Annotated in this window: 17 protein-coding genes and 1 tRNA gene; 15 read left to right on the top strand and 3 right to left on the bottom strand. The window is 39.2% G+C overall.

The window, feature by feature from the left end; translation table 11 throughout:
- Nucleotides 1-126: 126 nt before the first annotated feature.
- A complete protein-coding gene (locus GJS41_RS01295; RefSeq protein ID WP_154245538.1) occupies nt 127-900 on the top strand; it encodes a DUF2884 family protein in 774 nt (257 codons plus the stop codon).
- Between the two features lie 46 nt (nt 901-946).
- Here the strand turns inward: GJS41_RS01295 and GJS41_RS01300 are convergent, their stop codons facing one another.
- Nucleotides 947-1,378, bottom strand: coding sequence for a hypothetical protein (locus GJS41_RS01300; protein ID WP_154245539.1), 432 nt, complete (start codon nt 1,376-1,378; stop codon nt 947-949).
- A 157-nt stretch (nt 1,379-1,535) separates the two neighbouring features.
- Here GJS41_RS01300 and GJS41_RS01305 point away from each other — a divergent pair.
- From GJS41_RS01305 to astE, 4 genes are all read left to right on the top strand, one after another.
- Nucleotides 1,536-1,611 (top strand) — tRNA-Glu (locus GJS41_RS01305).
- 145 nt (nt 1,612-1,756) lie between these two features.
- On the top strand, nt 1,757-3,250 hold the full coding sequence (locus GJS41_RS01310) for a DNA recombination protein RmuC (RefSeq protein ID WP_227551220.1): 1,494 nt from the start codon (nt 1,757-1,759) through the stop codon (nt 3,248-3,250).
- Nucleotides 3,243-4,106 (top strand): M23 family metallopeptidase, encoded by an 864-nt coding sequence (locus GJS41_RS01315; protein ID WP_154245540.1) that lies wholly within the window; start codon nt 3,243-3,245, stop codon nt 4,104-4,106. The genes GJS41_RS01310 and GJS41_RS01315 overlap by 8 nt, the downstream gene beginning before the upstream one ends.
- 3 nt (nt 4,107-4,109) lie before the next feature.
- A complete protein-coding gene (gene astE, locus GJS41_RS01320) occupies nt 4,110-5,165 on the top strand; it encodes a succinylglutamate desuccinylase (protein ID WP_154245541.1) in 1,056 nt (351 codons plus the stop codon).
- A 43-nt stretch (nt 5,166-5,208) separates the two neighbouring features.
- Here astE and GJS41_RS01325 read toward each other — a convergent pair whose 3' ends face one another.
- Together GJS41_RS01325 and GJS41_RS01330 are read right to left on the bottom strand one after the other, a co-directional pair.
- On the bottom strand, nt 5,209-5,661 hold the full coding sequence (locus GJS41_RS01325) for an SRPBCC family protein (RefSeq protein ID WP_154245542.1): 453 nt from the start codon (nt 5,659-5,661) through the stop codon (nt 5,209-5,211).
- Nucleotides 5,662-5,857: 196 nt separating this feature from the next.
- Nucleotides 5,858-6,679, bottom strand: a complete 822-nt coding sequence (locus GJS41_RS01330) for a pyruvate, water dikinase regulatory protein (RefSeq protein WP_154245543.1) — start codon at nt 6,677-6,679, stop codon at nt 5,858-5,860.
- A 281-nt stretch (nt 6,680-6,960) separates the two neighbouring features.
- Here GJS41_RS01330 and ppsA point away from each other — a divergent pair, with 281 nt between their 5' ends.
- The 10 genes from ppsA to GJS41_RS01380 all read left to right on the top strand — a co-directional run bounded on the left by ppsA (nt 6,961) and on the right by GJS41_RS01380 (nt 15,905).
- Nucleotides 6,961-9,294 (top strand): phosphoenolpyruvate synthase, encoded by a 2,334-nt coding sequence (gene ppsA / locus GJS41_RS01335; RefSeq protein WP_370515666.1) that lies wholly within the window; start codon nt 6,961-6,963, stop codon nt 9,292-9,294.
- A 154-nt stretch (nt 9,295-9,448) separates the two neighbouring features.
- Nucleotides 9,449-9,874 carry a hypothetical protein gene (locus tag GJS41_RS01340; protein ID WP_154245545.1) on the top strand — a complete coding sequence of 142 codons (426 nt, stop codon included), beginning with the start codon at nt 9,449-9,451 and terminating at the stop codon, nt 9,872-9,874.
- 78 nt (nt 9,875-9,952) lie between these two features.
- On the top strand, nt 9,953-10,234 hold the full coding sequence (locus GJS41_RS01345; RefSeq protein WP_154245546.1) for a hypothetical protein: 282 nt from the start codon (nt 9,953-9,955) through the stop codon (nt 10,232-10,234).
- Between the two features lie 59 nt (nt 10,235-10,293).
- Nucleotides 10,294-10,737, top strand: coding sequence for a GNAT family N-acetyltransferase (locus GJS41_RS01350; RefSeq protein WP_154245547.1), 444 nt, complete (start codon nt 10,294-10,296; stop codon nt 10,735-10,737).
- A gap of 15 nt (nt 10,738-10,752) precedes the next feature.
- The gene (locus GJS41_RS01355) at nt 10,753-12,393 is read left to right on the top strand and encodes an AMP-binding protein (RefSeq protein ID WP_154245548.1); all 1,641 of its coding nucleotides are present in this window, start codon (nt 10,753-10,755) and stop codon (nt 12,391-12,393) included.
- 63 nt (nt 12,394-12,456) lie between these two features.
- Nucleotides 12,457-12,711 carry a GlsB/YeaQ/YmgE family stress response membrane protein gene (locus tag GJS41_RS01360; protein ID WP_154245549.1) on the top strand — a complete coding sequence of 85 codons (255 nt, stop codon included), beginning with the start codon at nt 12,457-12,459 and terminating at the stop codon, nt 12,709-12,711.
- 130 nt (nt 12,712-12,841) lie between these two features.
- The gene (locus tag GJS41_RS01365; protein WP_154245550.1) at nt 12,842-13,468 is read left to right on the top strand and encodes a glycine zipper 2TM domain-containing protein; all 627 of its coding nucleotides are present in this window, start codon (nt 12,842-12,844) and stop codon (nt 13,466-13,468) included.
- A gap of 27 nt (nt 13,469-13,495) precedes the next feature.
- The gene (locus GJS41_RS01370) at nt 13,496-13,789 is read left to right on the top strand and encodes a PepSY domain-containing protein (RefSeq protein ID WP_154245551.1); all 294 of its coding nucleotides are present in this window, start codon (nt 13,496-13,498) and stop codon (nt 13,787-13,789) included.
- Between the two features lie 77 nt (nt 13,790-13,866).
- Nucleotides 13,867-14,541, top strand: a complete 675-nt coding sequence (locus GJS41_RS01375) for a response regulator transcription factor (RefSeq protein ID WP_154245552.1) — start codon at nt 13,867-13,869, stop codon at nt 14,539-14,541.
- Between the two features lie 98 nt (nt 14,542-14,639).
- Nucleotides 14,640-15,905 (top strand): ATP-binding protein, encoded by a 1,266-nt coding sequence (locus GJS41_RS01380; RefSeq protein WP_154245553.1) that lies wholly within the window; start codon nt 14,640-14,642, stop codon nt 15,903-15,905.
- The last annotated feature ends 2 nt before the right edge of the window (nt 15,906-15,907 follow it).

The raw sequence follows: 15,907 nt of genomic DNA on the forward strand, positions 1-15,907 counted from the left end.
TTCTAAATTAGTACTTTGTCATCCTTTGTTACTTATTCAGCCCTCAAGTTACAGATAATAACTAAACCTTTTTGGTAAAAAGGTGCATCTTATAAATGTTCAATTAACACTTTAGAGGAGGAGTCTATGAAATTGAATCTTAAAAATGTTGCTTTATCGGTAGCTTTAGCGCTAGCAGCCAACAATGCAGTCGCTCACTCGGGCAGTTGTGATGTAGATATGAGCTATGATGTTTATCTTGATAAAACTTCGATAACTTTGTCGGAAAATGATCAAGAGAAAGTCAGAATTGATAACGCTAACAATCTATACCTCAAAGGAGCTAAGCAAAACTTAACCGCTAATCAAAAAGAGTTACTCTCTGACTATGCAGCGGATATGCGCGCTTTAATACCTGTAGTGAATGATATAGCCGTAGAAGCATCAACCTTAGCTTTAGAAGCTGTATCAGATGTATCAACCACATTACTTGTGAACTCGCCAGATGCTGCGGAAAAGATCCAGGCTAGGGTAGAGAGTATTAGTTCTGAGCTTCGCTCTTACGTCAGTGAAAATCATCTTTATTCACAAAAACTGGAAGACTATATTGAGGATAGCCAGTTTGAGGAAGAGATTGAAGCTGTTGTCCGAGAAGTGGTTGCCGATATGGTAGAAGGTAATATTGGAACCATGATAGCTGCAGCCATCCGAGGCGATGAAGCTGAAATTGAAGCTTTTGAAAAGCGTATGGAAGCCTTTGGCAGCGATATGGAAGACAAGTATGAGCGCCGAGCTGAAGAAATCGAACGTAAAGCTGAGAAGCTTTGTGAGCTTGTTGAAAAGATGGACGAAAAAGAGGATCGATTTATTGAGAACTTTAGTGAATATAAACCCTATCAATTGGTGGGTAATTCTGACTAATCAGTAATTCAATCTAAGTTCATTCGTAAGTTACTGATTTACCTGGCTAATCAAGCGAAATCAGTAACTTGCGAACCAAAGTTCTGGTCTCTGCTATTTGTTTAGAAAGTGCTATTTCAGCATTTTGATCTGCGCTTAATAACTCAGAGTTTTGTTGCCAGCTTTGCTTTAATTGCTGCACAGAAAATCTGACGGTTTCAGGAAGTAGGGCGCTTAAGTCTTCTATTAAGGCCATGTTCCCCCAACCGCTGATAACTAATTGATTGTGTTCTTGTTCTGCATTATCAAAAAAATGCAGTTTATGAGTAGTATTTTGTATACTGCCGAGTTGCTTAATCAGCTCAAATCCGGCCACTCGAATATTACGATTATCTTCGGTGGTATCAGAGCGCCATGTATTGTAGGTCAAAGCAATAATCGCAATGAATAAACTTATAATCGAAAGGCTATGATGACCTAGTTTCTGTTTAAAACTCATGTTTTTGCTCATATTCTCATCAATCCTTAGTTTTTCCTTAAAAATAAATAAAAAAGTGCAATTATCTTTTGACAAAGAACCGTTCTGCCATTAATATTGCGCCCGCGTTTGAGGGAAAGCCCGATAAAGCTTTCAAGCTACCACAAATTAGCACTGTGTCCCGTTCGTCTAGAGGCCTAGGACACCGCCCTTTCACGGCGGTAACAGGGGTTCGACTCCCCTACGGGATGCCATATTTAAAAGCCTGCTTTGTTGCAGGCTTTTTTTTGCCTGGCAAAAACGCTAGTTTAAAAAACACCAGTTTTACCTTATAAATCAGAGCGATAACCCCTTATATTTGTTACACTCAGTCTATACTCATGACTAATAAATAAGACTTTGCTCGAATTCATTCAAAACCATCCATTCGAAACAGCTGTGATTGTATTGCTCAGTGGTATTTTCTTGTTTCTGTTGATTATTATTGCACGCTTTGGCAAACAACTAAAAGCGCAACAAGAACACTTTACCGAAGCGAATAACTCACTAAACCAATATGGGCAAAAGCAAGATAACATTGCCACTCAGCAATATTCAGAGTTTACAAGAATCGGAGAACAGCAATACAAGGTTTCTGAAAATTTGATTGAAAAATTAGGCGCAAATCAAACCCAGTTAACTGAATCTTTTGGTAAGTTTGAGAGTAGTGTCCAATCGGGTTTTAATTTATTCAATGAACAAATTAGTGGCAAAGTAGGGCAAGCTACCGAAAAGCAACAAAAAGAGCTGTTCCAATTCAAAGAGCAGCTGCAACAAACTATTCAGGTTTTAAAAGAGCAGATCGCTCACAACCAAAAAGAATCTCAAGAAGTTATGCATACACAATTCCGTCGAGGAATTAAAGATGTGCGTGAAGAACTAACGATTTCCCTAAAAACTCAAGCCGAATCGTTTGATAAAAATATGTCTGGCTTGACTCAAGCTACCGATGAGCGTTTAAAAGAAATTAGCGGTCAGGTTGAAAAACGTTTGGCTGATGGCTTTGAAAAAACAACTCAAACCTTCCAGGACGTATTAAAACGTTTAGCCTTAATTGATGATGCGCAAAAGAAAATTACTGAGCTTTCTAGTAACGTAGTGAGCTTGCAAGAGATCCTTGCAGACAAGCGATCCCGAGGTGCTTTTGGTGAAGTGCAGCTTGAATCTTTAGTAAAAAATGTGATGCCTTCAAACAGTTATAAATTTCAGTATGGATTTAGTAACAAAAAAATGGTGGATTGTGCTTTGTTCCTGCCTGAACCAACAGGAACTATTGGTGTTGATGCTAAGTTTCCATTAGAGAACTTTCAGCGGATGATGGATCATGATTCATCTGAAATTGAACGTAGACAAGCGCAAAGTCAATTTGTTAAGGACGTTAAAAAGCACGTTAATGACATAGCCTCGAAGTACATTATCGAAAGGGAAACAGCACCAGGAGCGGTAATGTTTATTCCTGCAGAAGCAATTTTTGCAGAAATCCATGCGCATCATCCTGCGATTGTTGAGCATGCCCAGCAGTCAAAAGTTTGGATGGTGTCACCAACAACTATGATGGCGTTATTAACAACTGCTAGCGCTGTTTTAAAAGATGAGGCTACTCGTAAGCAAGTTCACATTATTCAAGAGCATTTATCCATGCTTTCAAAAGACTTTGGTCGTTTTAAAACTCGCATGACTAATTTATCTCGCCATATCGACAATGTCACGAAAGATGTAAAGGATATCACGACATCTGCTGATAAGATTAGCAGTCGGTTCGAAAAAATTGAGCAAGTTCAATTGCCTGAAGAAGAAGCTGAAGAAACACTTGAAATGGAAACCGTTAAACAATTGGAAGAAAAAAATGCGTAGTAGATTTGTATTCGTTTTAGTATTATTTATATCAACATCATTAGCCGCAAAAGAACCGTTACTTTTATCTTTAAAAGGCGATTTTGCTCAAGGTGGTCTGGTCATAGGCCAAGCTGCTCCTAAGGCTCAAGTCGAATTTAATGGCACTCAGTTAAAAATCTCAGATGATGGTTATTTCGTATTTGGTTTTCATCGCGATCATGAAGCAGCTGCTACTTTAACTTTAACTAAAGGCTCGCTAAAAGAAGTTCAACCTATTCACATCAGAAAGCGTCAATATAATATCGAACGTGTGGACGGTTTGCCACCAAGTAAAGTAAATCCTATTAAGCCGGAAGTGTTAAAACGCATTCGTAAAGAAGGGGCTATGGTCGCTGCTGCACGAGCTAAAACGTCGGATCTAAGGCATTTTATGCAAGACTTCATTTGGCCAGCAAAAGGGCGCTTAAGTGGTTTTTATGGTAGCCAAAGAGTCTTGAATGGTGATCCTAAACGCCCTCATTATGGGGTCGACGTTGCAGCACCAACCGGCACGCCGGTAGTGGCACCAGCCGATGGTATTGTTCGATTAGCCTATGATAATATGTTCTATTCAGGCGGAACATTAATTGTGGATCATGGCTTTGGCGTAAGTTCGACCTTTATTCATCTAAACTCTATTGACGTGGAAGAAGGACAAGTGGTTAAGCAAGGTGATTTGATCGCAACCATTGGTGCCACAGGTCGTGCTACGGGTCCTCATTTGGATTGGCGAATCAATTGGTTTAAATCAAGACTCGACCCTCAATTGATGGCTCCCCCTTTTGAAGGCAATAATTCTGATACAAAAACAGTTATGGAAGAAGGACGAAAGTAAATCATGGATGCCAAGGAGTTTTGTCGTCAGTTTAATTTAATCGAATTTGTTAAAGACAATGCTGAGTCATTGGATCCTTTTGCATTGAGTCTTGAAAAGTTCAGAGTTAAATTTAAGGCGGTAGGAATAATAGAGATTAGCCCTAAGCACAATTCTAATGTTAATTTAGTTTTATCAGCAGGGATTCATGGTAATGAAACTGCGCCGATAGAAATTTTATCCGATCTAGTCAGTAAAATATTTAAAGAAGAAATTCCTCTGGCTCATAATTTATTAATTATCATTGGTAACCCTAAAGCGATGCTGATTCAAGAACGTTTTACAGGGTTTAATTTAAATCGTTTATTTAACGGTGCCTGGAAAGACTATGTAGATGATCCTGTTGCTGGTGAAGAAGCTAAAAGAGCTCAAGAAATAGAGCAACAAGTACAAACTTTTTATCAACAAGTGGACTATAATGTTAATGACAGAGAAGGTCTTGATGGTTTAGGGCAGGTGAGAATTCATTATGATTTACATACCGCAATAAAGCCGTCTTTACATCAAAAGTTTGCTATTTACCCTTATCTTCACGAGCGTAGTCATTCTAAAGCGCAAATAAGGTTTCTGGTAGATACGGGGATAGAAACTATTTTGCTTTATCACAAACCAAGCACCACCTTTTCCTATTTTAGCTCTTATCAATTTAATGCTCATGCCTTTACTCTAGAGTTAGGCAAAGTAAGACCTTTTGGTGAAAACAATCGTGAAGATTTTTTGCAGTTTGAAAGTTTATTGATTGCACAAGTATCAGGGCAGTATGAATTTCAATCGAATTGCGATATTCATGATGCCAATTTGTTTATGGTAAAAAAAGAATTAATCAAAACATCTGAAATGGATGAGCTTGGTTTTGACTCGGCTAATACCGCAAACTTTACCCAGTTTAATAAAGGTGACTTGTTACTTGATGCCGGTAAAAACTCTTACTTGGTAGAGCAAGATGGTGAAGCCATTGTTTTTCCCAACAACAAAGTCCCGGTAGGCCAGCGAATGGGGTTGGTGGTAGTCAAACCTTAACCGTTCTCCTATTTGTATTGCTACGAGATAGAGGCTAGATTAGCTAAACAAATCGAGATCGATATTCTTGTTCGGCCATTTCTTTGAGCTTGGCATGGGCGGCAATTTGAGGGTTATTCTTACTCAATTTGGATACGACAAAGAAAATGGGAGTCATGATTTTCATAAATCCTTTGAACTTTATCTGAGTGTCTTGTGTAACTTCCGTTTGAGCTTCAGCTAAAGAGTTCAACTGATAGCTTACGTCTAGTTCGAACTTATCGCCATGCATGATAACGCGCATCAATTTGTTTTCAGCGTATTCTGTTATCTCACCAATCATCTCCATGTTTCTACCATTTTCTAGGAAGACCTGTTGAAATTTAGTGCCGATCTTTTCAGGAGTCTCCACAATAGTCTCATCGGAGACTAAATTAGGAACCCATTGTTTGAGACGATCATTATCTTCGAGCCACAGAAACACTATATCTGCAGGCGCATCGATAGCTGTTTTCATTGTAGTTTTGATAAGTTACTCCTCGATTTACATAATAAGTATGTGAATGTTAGGTTCTCTCACTTTTAGGTACTTTATTGCAGGTACTGTATAGGTGAGGTCATATATTTTATTGATTATCCTTAAGGTTAGTACAGTATCTGATACCAGTCAAAATCAGTGAATTATTATAAATTGATCTTTTGTAGATTATTGATTAATAAATCCTTCGCTCAATTTCCGTATCAGACATGATTTTTACGGCAAGCTCTTCGACGGAACGGGATGTGGTATTGATAAAGGGAATCCCTTCGCGCCTATACAAGGCTTCCACTTCGCGCACCTCTAACATGCATTGTGGCATGGAAGAGTATTTGGAGTTAGGGCGGCGTTCATTTCTAATTTCGTGCAGACGCATTGGATCAATAGTGAGTCCATAAATTTTATCTTTGTTTTGCGCTAAGCCCGGATTCAATTTGATATTAGGAATATCTTCTTCAGTAAAAGGGTAGTTAGCGGCAAAAATACCGAATTGCATCGCCATATATAGGGAAGTTGGGGTTTTTCCGCAGCGAGAGGCGCCGACTAGAATGATATCGGCTTGGTCGTATTGCTGAGTAGTCATTCCATCATCATTATTGAGTGCAAAGTTAATGGCGCTCATACGGGTATCGTATGCCTGTAAGTCATCTGTAGAGTGGGATTTACCGACGCGGAAGGAGCTATCAACACCGAGCTCTTCTTCGAGCGGATCGATATAGGTATGAAAAAAATCTAACAGCATGGCGTTCGCATTACGAATAATCTCACGAATCTCAGGCTGTACGATGGTTTCAAACACAATTGGTTTGTTGACACCGCGTAAGGCTGTTTGATTAATTCGCGTTACGGCGTTATTGGCTTTTTCTTCATCGTCCACAAAAGGAATCGTGTGGTATTCAAAATCCACATCGTCTTCAAACTGTGCCATTAGGGAATGGCCGAGCATTTCTGCGGTAATTCCGGTTCTGTCAGAAATAAAAAAAACTGTTCGTTTCATATTGCTCCAATCTTCAGTAGAATAGCGCCACTGTTTTGAAAAAGTCAGTAAATTTAAGCATTTAGAACTGCTTTCAGCAAGTTGTCATTTGATTTATTTTACGATTTTCTTTTCATAAGATAATCGTAAAAGTTAAAGCATGACTTCAATTGCTGATTGTAAACTATTGAGCAATAAAGAGGAGAACTCTGATGGAAAATACACCTAAAGAAACGCACGTAACACCTAATTTTGATAACCGCCATTCGAATGAATTTGTAATTTGGTATGAAGAGCTTGGCATGAATGATGTTGAGCGAGTAGGCGGAAAGAATGCTTCACTGGGCGAAATGATCAGTAATTTAAGCAATGTGGGCGTTAGCGTTCCTGGCGGTTTTGCAACTACTGCAGATGCTTTCCGTGCTTTCCTAGAGCAATCGGGTTTAAATAAAAAAATCAACGATGAGTTAAAAGAGTTGGACGTTGATGATGTAGAAAAATTAATGGAGTCTGGCGCTAAAATTCGTCAATGGGTTATGGACACGCCATTCTTACCTGCGATGGAGCAAGCCATTCGTCAGGCTTATGTAGCACTAAAAGCTAACTCGAATGAAGACTTCGCAGTGGCAGTTCGTTCATCAGCGACTGCTGAAGATTTGCCTGATGCTTCTTTTGCCGGTCAACAAGAAACTTTCTTAAACGTTCGCGGTATTGATAATGTCATGAAGGCCTTAAAAGAGGTTTTCGCTTCGCTATTTAACGATCGAGCAATTGCTTATCGTGTACATCAAGGCTTTGAACATTCGTTAGTAGCATTATCGGCTGGCGTCCAAAAGATGGTGCGTTCTGATATTGCCGCTTCAGGCGTTATGTTCACTATGGACACCGAATCTGGTTTTAATGATGTGGTCTTTATTACTGGTGCTTATGGCTTGGGGGAAACAGTGGTACAAGGCTCAGTAAATCCTGATGAGTTCTATGTTCATAAGCCGACCTTAGAGCAAGGCAGGCAAGCCATCGTTCGTAAAACCCTTGGAGGTAAAGCGATCAAAATGGTTTATACGGATGATACTGATCACGATAAGTCTATCGACACCGTAAAAGTTGATACTAAAGAGCGCATGAACTTCTGTATTTCCAATGCTGAGATCCAAGAGTTAGCTAAACAAGCTTTGATTATTGAAAAGCACTACAAACGTCCTATGGACATTGAGTGGGCTAAAGATGGCGCTGACGGCAAGCTTTATATTGTTCAGGCCCGCCCAGAGACGGTTCAAAGTCGTGCTGATAAGAACGTTATCGAACGTTATCAGTTAAAAGCCACTTCCGACTTGGTGGCTACTGGCCGGGCTATTGGTCAGCGTATAGGTAAAGGTGTCGCCAAAGTTATTAGTTCTATTGATGAAATGGCATCGGTTAAGCCAGGTGACGTATTGGTGACTGATATGACCGATCCAGATTGGGAGCCCATCATGAAACGTGCTGCTGCAATTGTGACTAATCGTGGCGGTCGTACTTGTCACGCTGCAATTATTGCTCGTGAACTTGGCATTCCAGCAGTGGTTGGTTGTGGTAACGCTACTGACTTGATTAAAGATGGTATGGAAGTCACAGTTTCATGCTCAGAAGGTGAAACCGGTAATATCTATTCAGGTTTATTAGATTTTGCAATCAATAAAGATTCTGTTTCGGATATGCCCAAATTACCATTCAAAGTCATGATGAATGTGGGAAACCCTGATCGCGCTTTTGATTTTGCACGTTTACCGCATGCAGGTGTTGGTCTTGCGCGTTTAGAGTTTATTATTAATCGTATGATTGGGGTGCATCCGAAAGCCTTATTGGATTATAACAATCTTGAGGACGAGTCTTTAAAGAAAACCATTGCTATGCAAATGGCCGGTTATGCTAATCCAAAAGAATTCTATATCAGCAAACTGGTTGAAGGCATTTCAACCATCGCTTGTTCTTTTGCGCCCGAGAAAGTTATTGTGCGTATGTCGGATTTTAAATCAAACGAATACGCAAACTTAATTGGTGGCAATTTATACGAGCCAAAAGAAGAAAACCCAATGATAGGTTTCCGTGGTGCTTCGCGTTATATCTCAGAAGAATTCCGTGAGTGTTTTGAGATGGAGTGTGAAGCCATTAAACGTGTACGCAATAAAATGGGCTTAACCAATGTTGAAGTTATGATCCCATTCGTACGTACCTTAGGAGAAGCTAAGAAAGTGACTGAACTGTTAGAAGCCAACGGTCTTAAGCGTGGTGATAATGGTTTACGTGTGATCATGATGTGTGAGTTGCCGTCGAATGCAATTTTAGCCACTGAGTTTTTGAAATACTTTGATGGATTTTCAGTGGGTTCTAATGACTTAACTCAGTTATCGTTAGGCTTAGATCGAGATTCAGGCATCATTTCTCATCTCTTTGATGAGCGTGATCCAACCGTCAAAGTGTTGCTATCTAACGCTATTAAAGCCTGTAAGAAAGCGAATAAATACATTGGTATTTGTGGTCAAGGGCCGTCTGATCATCCTGATTTTGCCAAATGGTTGATGGAGCAGGGTATCGATAGCGTTTCGTTAAATCCAGATACGGTCTTGGAAACGTGGCTATTCTTAGGTAAAAAGTAATTTCTTTGATAAGAACATTATTAAAAAATCGTGAAACTAGTCGCTAATTTAGGGTAAAAAATGATAAAGGTCGCTAATTTCACAAAATCTAGTTTAAAGCCTGTTTGATGTCGTGAGATACTGAATGGGCTTTTTATATGAGGAGGAGCTCTAAATGAATAAATTAGTAATAATTACAATGTTAACAAGCGCGACAGTTTTAATGGCCTGTAGTGATGAGAAAAAAGAGGCGGTAGAAAAGGAAACTTCTGAAGCAATATCTGCTGTAAAAGATGCCACTAAAGAGGTCGTCGATACCACTGCAGATAAAGCTAAAGAAGCAGCGCAGAATGTGAAAGAGGCGACTTCTGACGCAGTTGATTCAGCAAAAGCTATGGCATCTGACGCAGTTGATAGCACTAAAGATGCTGCTAGCAAAGTTGTTACTGAGGCAAAAGAGGTAACTGCCGATGCTATTGACGCTTCTAAGAAAGTAGCAACTGATGTGTCTGAGCTAGCTTCAGAAAAGAGGAAAGAGCTGTCGGAAGAAACAAAGAAAAAAATTGAAGATTATAAAAAGAAGCGTGACGGCGATCAGTAGTGAACTGTTTAGCTTTATGGGTAATATAGAAGCCGCGCCATTTAGTGCGGTTTTTTTTGTTTAGTAAAAGGAATAATTATGTACAAACTATTTTTAATTTTATTGGCTGTTGCAACTTTGATGGCGTGTGGTGAAGATAAGAAAGAAACTGCGGCTATAGACGCAGTTAAGGAAGAAGCAAAGACAGTCGCTAAGGAACTTGATGACGGCATTTCTAAAGAAGCTTTAGAAGCCATGGAAAAACAGAGAAAAGAAGTTGAAGCTAAGGTTGAAGCGCAGAGACAGAAGGCCATTGAGTCGTTACAAGATTCTAAGAACAAATTGAAAGAGCTAAAGGAAAAAAGCTTAGGTGATCAGTAAAACTGGCTTGATGTTGTCTTAGCAGGTTTGAGTGCGCTAATGTTGAGTGGGAAGTTGGTATGAATTTAAATTACAAAGAAGTTCCAGTAGATGCGGTTTATTCATTAAGGCATCAGGTATTGAGGCCTGCACAACCTTTATCCAGTTGCCACTATAAAGAAGATAAAGAAGACTCAGCATTTCACTTCGCTGCTCTAAATGGCAAAGATGTTGTTGGTGTCAGTTCGTTTTATTGTGAACCTAATGCCAATCTTCCTGACGGAATAGCTTTTAGACTTAGAGGAATGGCCATTGAACCAAGCTTACAGAGCCATGGAATTGGAACTAATTTACTAACACAAGCTATTGATATTTGTAAGAAAGCTGGCGCTGATCTATTATGGTGCAATGCGCGTGTTGACGCGAAGAACTTTTATCAGAGAATAGGTTTTAAGGCCACTGGGGGATCTTTTAATCTTGATGGGATCGGTGAGCATTATCTAATGTATCGCGAGCTAATATAAAAAGAGATATCAAATATGAGTCATGAACTAGAAACAACCATTAGTGCTTTTTATCGTCACGAAGAATCTAAGGCTAATGAGGTCTTTTTGCGACAGCCTTTTGGCAAAGACTGGAAAGAGTACACTTGGGGGCAAGTTGGTGAACAAGTCAGGAAAATGGCGACTTATTTGAAAGCCAATTTACCCGAGAAATCTAAGGTCGGCATTCTTTCGTTGAATTGTTCACATTGGTTTATGGCTGATTTAGCCATCATGATGGCAGGACATATTTCGGTACCAATCTATCCAACTGCCGGAAAAAACACCATCGCTACTATCTTAGAGCATAGCGAAGCTGAAATGTTGTTTGTGGGTAAATTGTGGGATTGGGCGGCAAAAAAAGAAGCGATCCCAGAGGACTTGAAAAAAATAGGCTTTTTCCATGAGTACCCAGATTTTGAATCTTGGGACCAAATCACTGCCAATAACGATGCAATGATCGATAAACCTGATCGTGATCTCGATGAGATAGCCAGTATCATTTACACCTCTGGAACGACAGGTATGCCAAAGGGTGTGATGATCGACTTTAGAGCTTTAGCAAATGCTGCAAACGCAGGCATTGAATATGTTGAAATGCAACAAGAGTCTTTCTTCTCTTATTTACCATTAGCCCATTGCGCGGAAAGAGAGCTAGTAGAAATCATCAGTATTCATAGCGGTAGTGTTGTTTCATTTACCGAATCATTGGATACTTTCCAGCAAAACATCTTATCGGTAAGACCATCTATTTTCTTGGGTGTACCAAGAATTTGGCTTAAGTTCCAACAAGGAATTGAGTCTAAAGTAGGCAAGTCTAAATTAGCACTTTTGTTAAAGTTGCCTGTTATTAAAAATATTATTAAAAAGAAAATTGTCGCTGGCTTAGGCCTAGATAATGTCAAAGTTGCGCTTTCTGGCGCGGCTGCTTTACCAGCAGCAACGATTAAGTTCTTTGAAAAATTAGGCATTAACATTTGCGAAGCGTATGGTTTAACAGAGTCCATGGCATTTGGTACTGCTAATATCCCTAATATTCGCCAATCAGGCTCTGTCGGTAGAGCTATCAGCTCCTCAGAGGTTGTTATCGATGATGAGTCAGGCGAAGTGTTATTAAAAAGCCCCAGTATTATGCAAGGCTATTATAAAGAGCCTTTAAAGACCGCAGAAGTAATGACGGCTGAAGGTTATTTGAAAACTGGGGATTTAGGGACTGTCGATGAAAACGGGTTCCTGTTTATTACCGGTCGAGTTAAAGACATTTTTAAGACCTCAAAAGGTAAATACGTATCTCCTATTCCAATTGAATCAAAGCTTGAGCCAGAACTTGGCGTTGAGAACTTATGTGTGATTGGCGATGGTTTGCCTGCGCCTGTTGCAGTAGCGTCTGTCTTTGGTAAAGAGTTTAAAGATAAAAATGCTTACCTCAAAGAAGCGGAAGTTATTTTCCAAAAGCTTAATGGTGGTTTGGAAAAGCATGAACGCATTTCGCATATATTGTTAGTGAATGACGAATGGAATCCAGATAACGGACTAATAACTCCTACTTTGAAAATTAGACGACCACAATTAGAAGAAAAATACATGCCATTAATTGAAAAGCATCGAAAGTCCGGTAGCAAAGTTATTTGGGCATAAGTTTTAAGAAGCGCAGGTATTAAAAATAAAGTGTTATAATGATGGTTAAAAGGTAAGTGGTTAATGGGAATATTTAGTTGGATTCTAGTCGGTTTATTTGCAGGATTTTTGGCAAAGTTTATTATCCCGTCTAAGCGACATAATGGATTTTTCAGAACCCTATTACTAGGTGTTATTGGTGGTTTGTTGGGTGGTTATTTAGGGCAAAAGTTTGGTTTTGGCGGTGAACTCACAGGCTTTAATCAATATTCAATCATAACGGCGACTCTGGGAGCTTTGTTTGTACTGATAATGCAGCGTCTATTTGCTGAAAAGTAGCTGAATGTAAGACATTATTTTATCTAAATAAGATTCAGATAGGGTTCAGTTAAGTTTTTGTAGAATTTCTCCATACCATGAAAAAGCTAATACAGCTTTTATAAATATTTTGTCCCAAAGGAGAAAGACCATGAAGACACTAGCAAAAACTACATTAAGCACCCTAAGCCTCTCTTTGGCATTAGCATTCAGTGCTAGCGCCATGGCTGATGGAAAAGATAAGCATTATAACGAGCGATATGATCGTTATGAAAATCGTGATAGTCGTTATGATGATTATCAAAGTGACCGAAGACATAACCAATATCGACCAGAATACAGTCGAGTTGTTAAAGCTAAAGTAACTGATGTCGATCCTATTTACCGTTCGTTTCGTGGTGAGCCGGTTGCTGAGCAACAATGTTATCGTGAACCAAGAAGTTACAGTCGTTCGGATCGTAAAGCAGGTAAGGTTTTAGGCGCTGTTATAGGCGGTGTGATTGGTTACAACGCTGGTGGGAAGCACAGGCATAATAAACGCTCTGGGGCTGCTGTTGGTGCAGTACTTGGTTCAGTGATTGGTGGTGAGGCTGCAAAGAATAAGCGCCATTCAAGAGAATATTGTGAAACGGTTTATAGCGGGGGTTATCAGCGTCAAGAATTAGTAGGTTACAATGTAAAATATAAATATAAAGGTCAGCGTTTTGAAACCTTTATGGATTATAGACCTGGTCGCTATATTGACGTTAGATTATCTGCAGTTCCAGTTCGTCGTTAAGAAATACTGTTAACTTTAGGTTAAACAATGAAAAAAGCACTATTTTTGTTATTAATTTTGATAAGCAGTTTTGCAGGACTTTACACAAGTTCTGCAGAGGCTGCTTCACAAAGAGAGCCAAGAAAAGATCGTGATGCTCAATGCAAAATGATCAGCAAATCTGGTGCTATGCGTGCGGTTGCCAGTAGAACGGGGAGTAAAGTGGTTTCTGCGTATTTAAGCCGTGGTAATCCGCCTATATATCGTGTAAAAACACTTTCCAAATCAGGGCGTGTTAGAAGCATTAGTGTTAATGCCTGTAATGGGCAAGTTTATGGTTAACCATTCAAGTGCTAAGCAGCCTTGATAAATACTCCTTAGAAAAAAATCGTATAGAAAAACCATCTAAAAGGATCAGCATGAAATTATTATTAGTCGAAGATGATCAAGCTTTAAGAGAACAGCTTGTTGAAGCCTTAAAAAAACAAAACTATGCGGTTGAAGCTGCGCCTGATGGTGAAGAAGCTTTATATTTTGCTCGAGAATATGAATTTGATTTAGGGGTTTTCGATTTAGGTCTACCTGGTATTTCTGGTATCGAAGCCATTAAAACTTTGCGCAAAGAAAATGTTAATTTTCCAATTTTGATATTAACGGCACGCGAACATTGGCAAGATAAAGTTGATGGTTTAGCGGCGGGAGCGGATGATTACTTAACAAAGCCATTTCAAAATGAAGAATTATTTGCTCGAATTAATGCCTTGTTAAGACGTTCTTCTGGTTATGCCAGCCCGGAAATAGTTAAAGGACCAATTAGTCTTAATAGCATGAAACAAGAAGTTAAGGTTAATGGCATCACCATGGATTTAACTGCATATGAGTATATGGTTTTGGAATACCTCATGTTAAACCCAGATAAAGTGGTTTCAAAAACAGAGCTTACTGAACATTTATATGCACAAGATTATGATCGTGATTCGAATGTGCTAGAAGTATTTGTCGGTAGGCTGCGTAAGAAAATAGATCCCGATGGGAGGATTAAGCCTATCGAAACTCTGCGTGGCCGTGGTTATCGACTAAATTCAGACTTATAACCTAGATTTAGAGAAAACGATTCTTGTCTTACTCTTACTCATTACAAAAAAGACTTTTAATTAACACCAGTATAGTGCTGGTGTTTTTTATATTGGCAATGAGTGCAGTGTTATTAAAGGCTTATGAATCAGGTATTCGGCAGGCCACTTTTGAGCGATTAACAGCTCAGTTTTATGGGATTTTATCTGCAGCTGAACTAGAAGAAAAAGATCAGCTTTATATCCCAGAAGAGCCGCAAATTGATCAGCGATTTAACCAGTATGCGAGTGGCTTATCAGCATTAGTATTTGATGAAACAGAAACTTTAGTGTGGAATTCTATTTCAGCTGAAGAAACAGATTTAAAAGTACCTTTGAGCTTGCCAGGCGAACCAAAACTTTACAATTTATCTTTACCGGAAAAGGAATATTTTCAATTTCATTTTGTGACTGAATGGGAATCTCAAGAAGGTGATGTCGCACTTTATCACTTTATGATTCTTGAAAATAAAAGAGCTTATAAGCAAGTGGTTTCAGCGTACCGAAATAAGCTACTGATGTGGCTGAGTATTCTTGCAATTTCTTTGCTATTAGTTTTGTTTTTGATTCTTCGCTGGACTTTTAAGCCGATGCGTAAAATTACCAACGAACTCTCAAATGTCAAACAAGGGCTTGCTGAAAAACTAGACGATAATTATCCTCGTGAAATCCAAGGGTTAACTGAGAGTATTAATCGCTTCATCACCAATGAGAGAGAGCAATCAAAAAGATATAAAGAGACTCTTGCCAATCTCGCTCATAGTTTAAAAACCCCCTTAGCTGTTATGCAATCGGCGTTGCAAAATAAAATTAATGCTACTGAATTAGAGAGGATTAGTGAAGAGCAGCTTGAGCGCATGAACCAAATTGTAAGCTATCAATTGCAACGAGCGACTAGCGGTCCTAAGGTTATGGCTGAGCGGATATTGATAAGTCGAGCAATTGAAAAGTTAGCCTCTGGGCTATCTAAGGTTTATTCCGAAAAAGGGATTGCTATAAATTACAATATTGATGAACAGCTCAGCATAAATGTGAGTGAAGGTGATCTGTATGAAATTTGCGGTAACTTAACCGACAATGCTTGTAAGTGGGCCAAATCACAAGTGAATATTTCAGCGGTATCTATTAATGGTAAAACCAAGATTTCAATAGAAGATGATGGGCCTGGCATACCTAAGCATGTGCAAGAGGCGGTATTAAGTCGTGGCAAACGCCTTGATGAAACCGTGGAAGGTCAAGGTATTGGTATGTCGGTGGTTAAAGAAATTATTGAAGCCTACAACGCCGAAATCGAAATAGAAAAAAGCGTCACATTGGGCGGCGCGCAGATTAATATTATCTTTTGATG

This window comes from Kangiella sp. HZ709 (assembly GCF_009674675.1).
Lineage (GTDB): Bacteria > Pseudomonadota > Gammaproteobacteria > Enterobacterales > Kangiellaceae > Kangiella.

Excerpts from the sequence above, each read along its gene's own strand:
- GJS41_RS01295 (WP_154245538.1), top strand. The coding sequence starts at position 127 with ATGAAATTGAATCTTAAAAATGTTGCTTTATCGGTAGCTTTAGCGCTA.
- GJS41_RS01300 (WP_154245539.1), bottom strand. The coding sequence starts at position 1,378 with ATGAGTTTTAAACAGAAACTAGGTCATCATAGCCTTTCGATTATAAGT.
- GJS41_RS01315 (WP_154245540.1), top strand. The coding sequence starts at position 3,243 with ATGCGTAGTAGATTTGTATTCGTTTTAGTATTATTTATATCAACATCA.
- astE (WP_154245541.1), top strand. The coding sequence starts at position 4,110 with ATGGATGCCAAGGAGTTTTGTCGTCAGTTTAATTTAATCGAATTTGTT.
- GJS41_RS01325 (WP_154245542.1), bottom strand. The coding sequence starts at position 5,661 with ATGAAAACAGCTATCGATGCGCCTGCAGATATAGTGTTTCTGTGGCTC.
- GJS41_RS01330 (WP_154245543.1), bottom strand. The coding sequence starts at position 6,679 with ATGAAACGAACAGTTTTTTTTATTTCTGACAGAACCGGAATTACCGCA.
- ppsA (WP_370515666.1), top strand. The coding sequence starts at position 6,961 with ATGAATGATGTTGAGCGAGTAGGCGGAAAGAATGCTTCACTGGGCGAA.
- GJS41_RS01340 (WP_154245545.1), top strand. The coding sequence starts at position 9,449 with ATGAATAAATTAGTAATAATTACAATGTTAACAAGCGCGACAGTTTTA.
- GJS41_RS01345 (WP_154245546.1), top strand. The coding sequence starts at position 9,953 with ATGTACAAACTATTTTTAATTTTATTGGCTGTTGCAACTTTGATGGCG.
- GJS41_RS01350 (WP_154245547.1), top strand. The coding sequence starts at position 10,294 with ATGAATTTAAATTACAAAGAAGTTCCAGTAGATGCGGTTTATTCATTA.
- GJS41_RS01355 (WP_154245548.1), top strand. The coding sequence starts at position 10,753 with ATGAGTCATGAACTAGAAACAACCATTAGTGCTTTTTATCGTCACGAA.
- GJS41_RS01360 (WP_154245549.1), top strand. The coding sequence starts at position 12,457 with ATGGGAATATTTAGTTGGATTCTAGTCGGTTTATTTGCAGGATTTTTG.
- GJS41_RS01365 (WP_154245550.1), top strand. The coding sequence starts at position 12,842 with ATGAAGACACTAGCAAAAACTACATTAAGCACCCTAAGCCTCTCTTTG.
- GJS41_RS01370 (WP_154245551.1), top strand. The coding sequence starts at position 13,496 with ATGAAAAAAGCACTATTTTTGTTATTAATTTTGATAAGCAGTTTTGCA.
- GJS41_RS01375 (WP_154245552.1), top strand. The coding sequence starts at position 13,867 with ATGAAATTATTATTAGTCGAAGATGATCAAGCTTTAAGAGAACAGCTT.
- GJS41_RS01380 (WP_154245553.1), top strand. The coding sequence starts at position 14,640 with ATGAGTGCAGTGTTATTAAAGGCTTATGAATCAGGTATTCGGCAGGCC.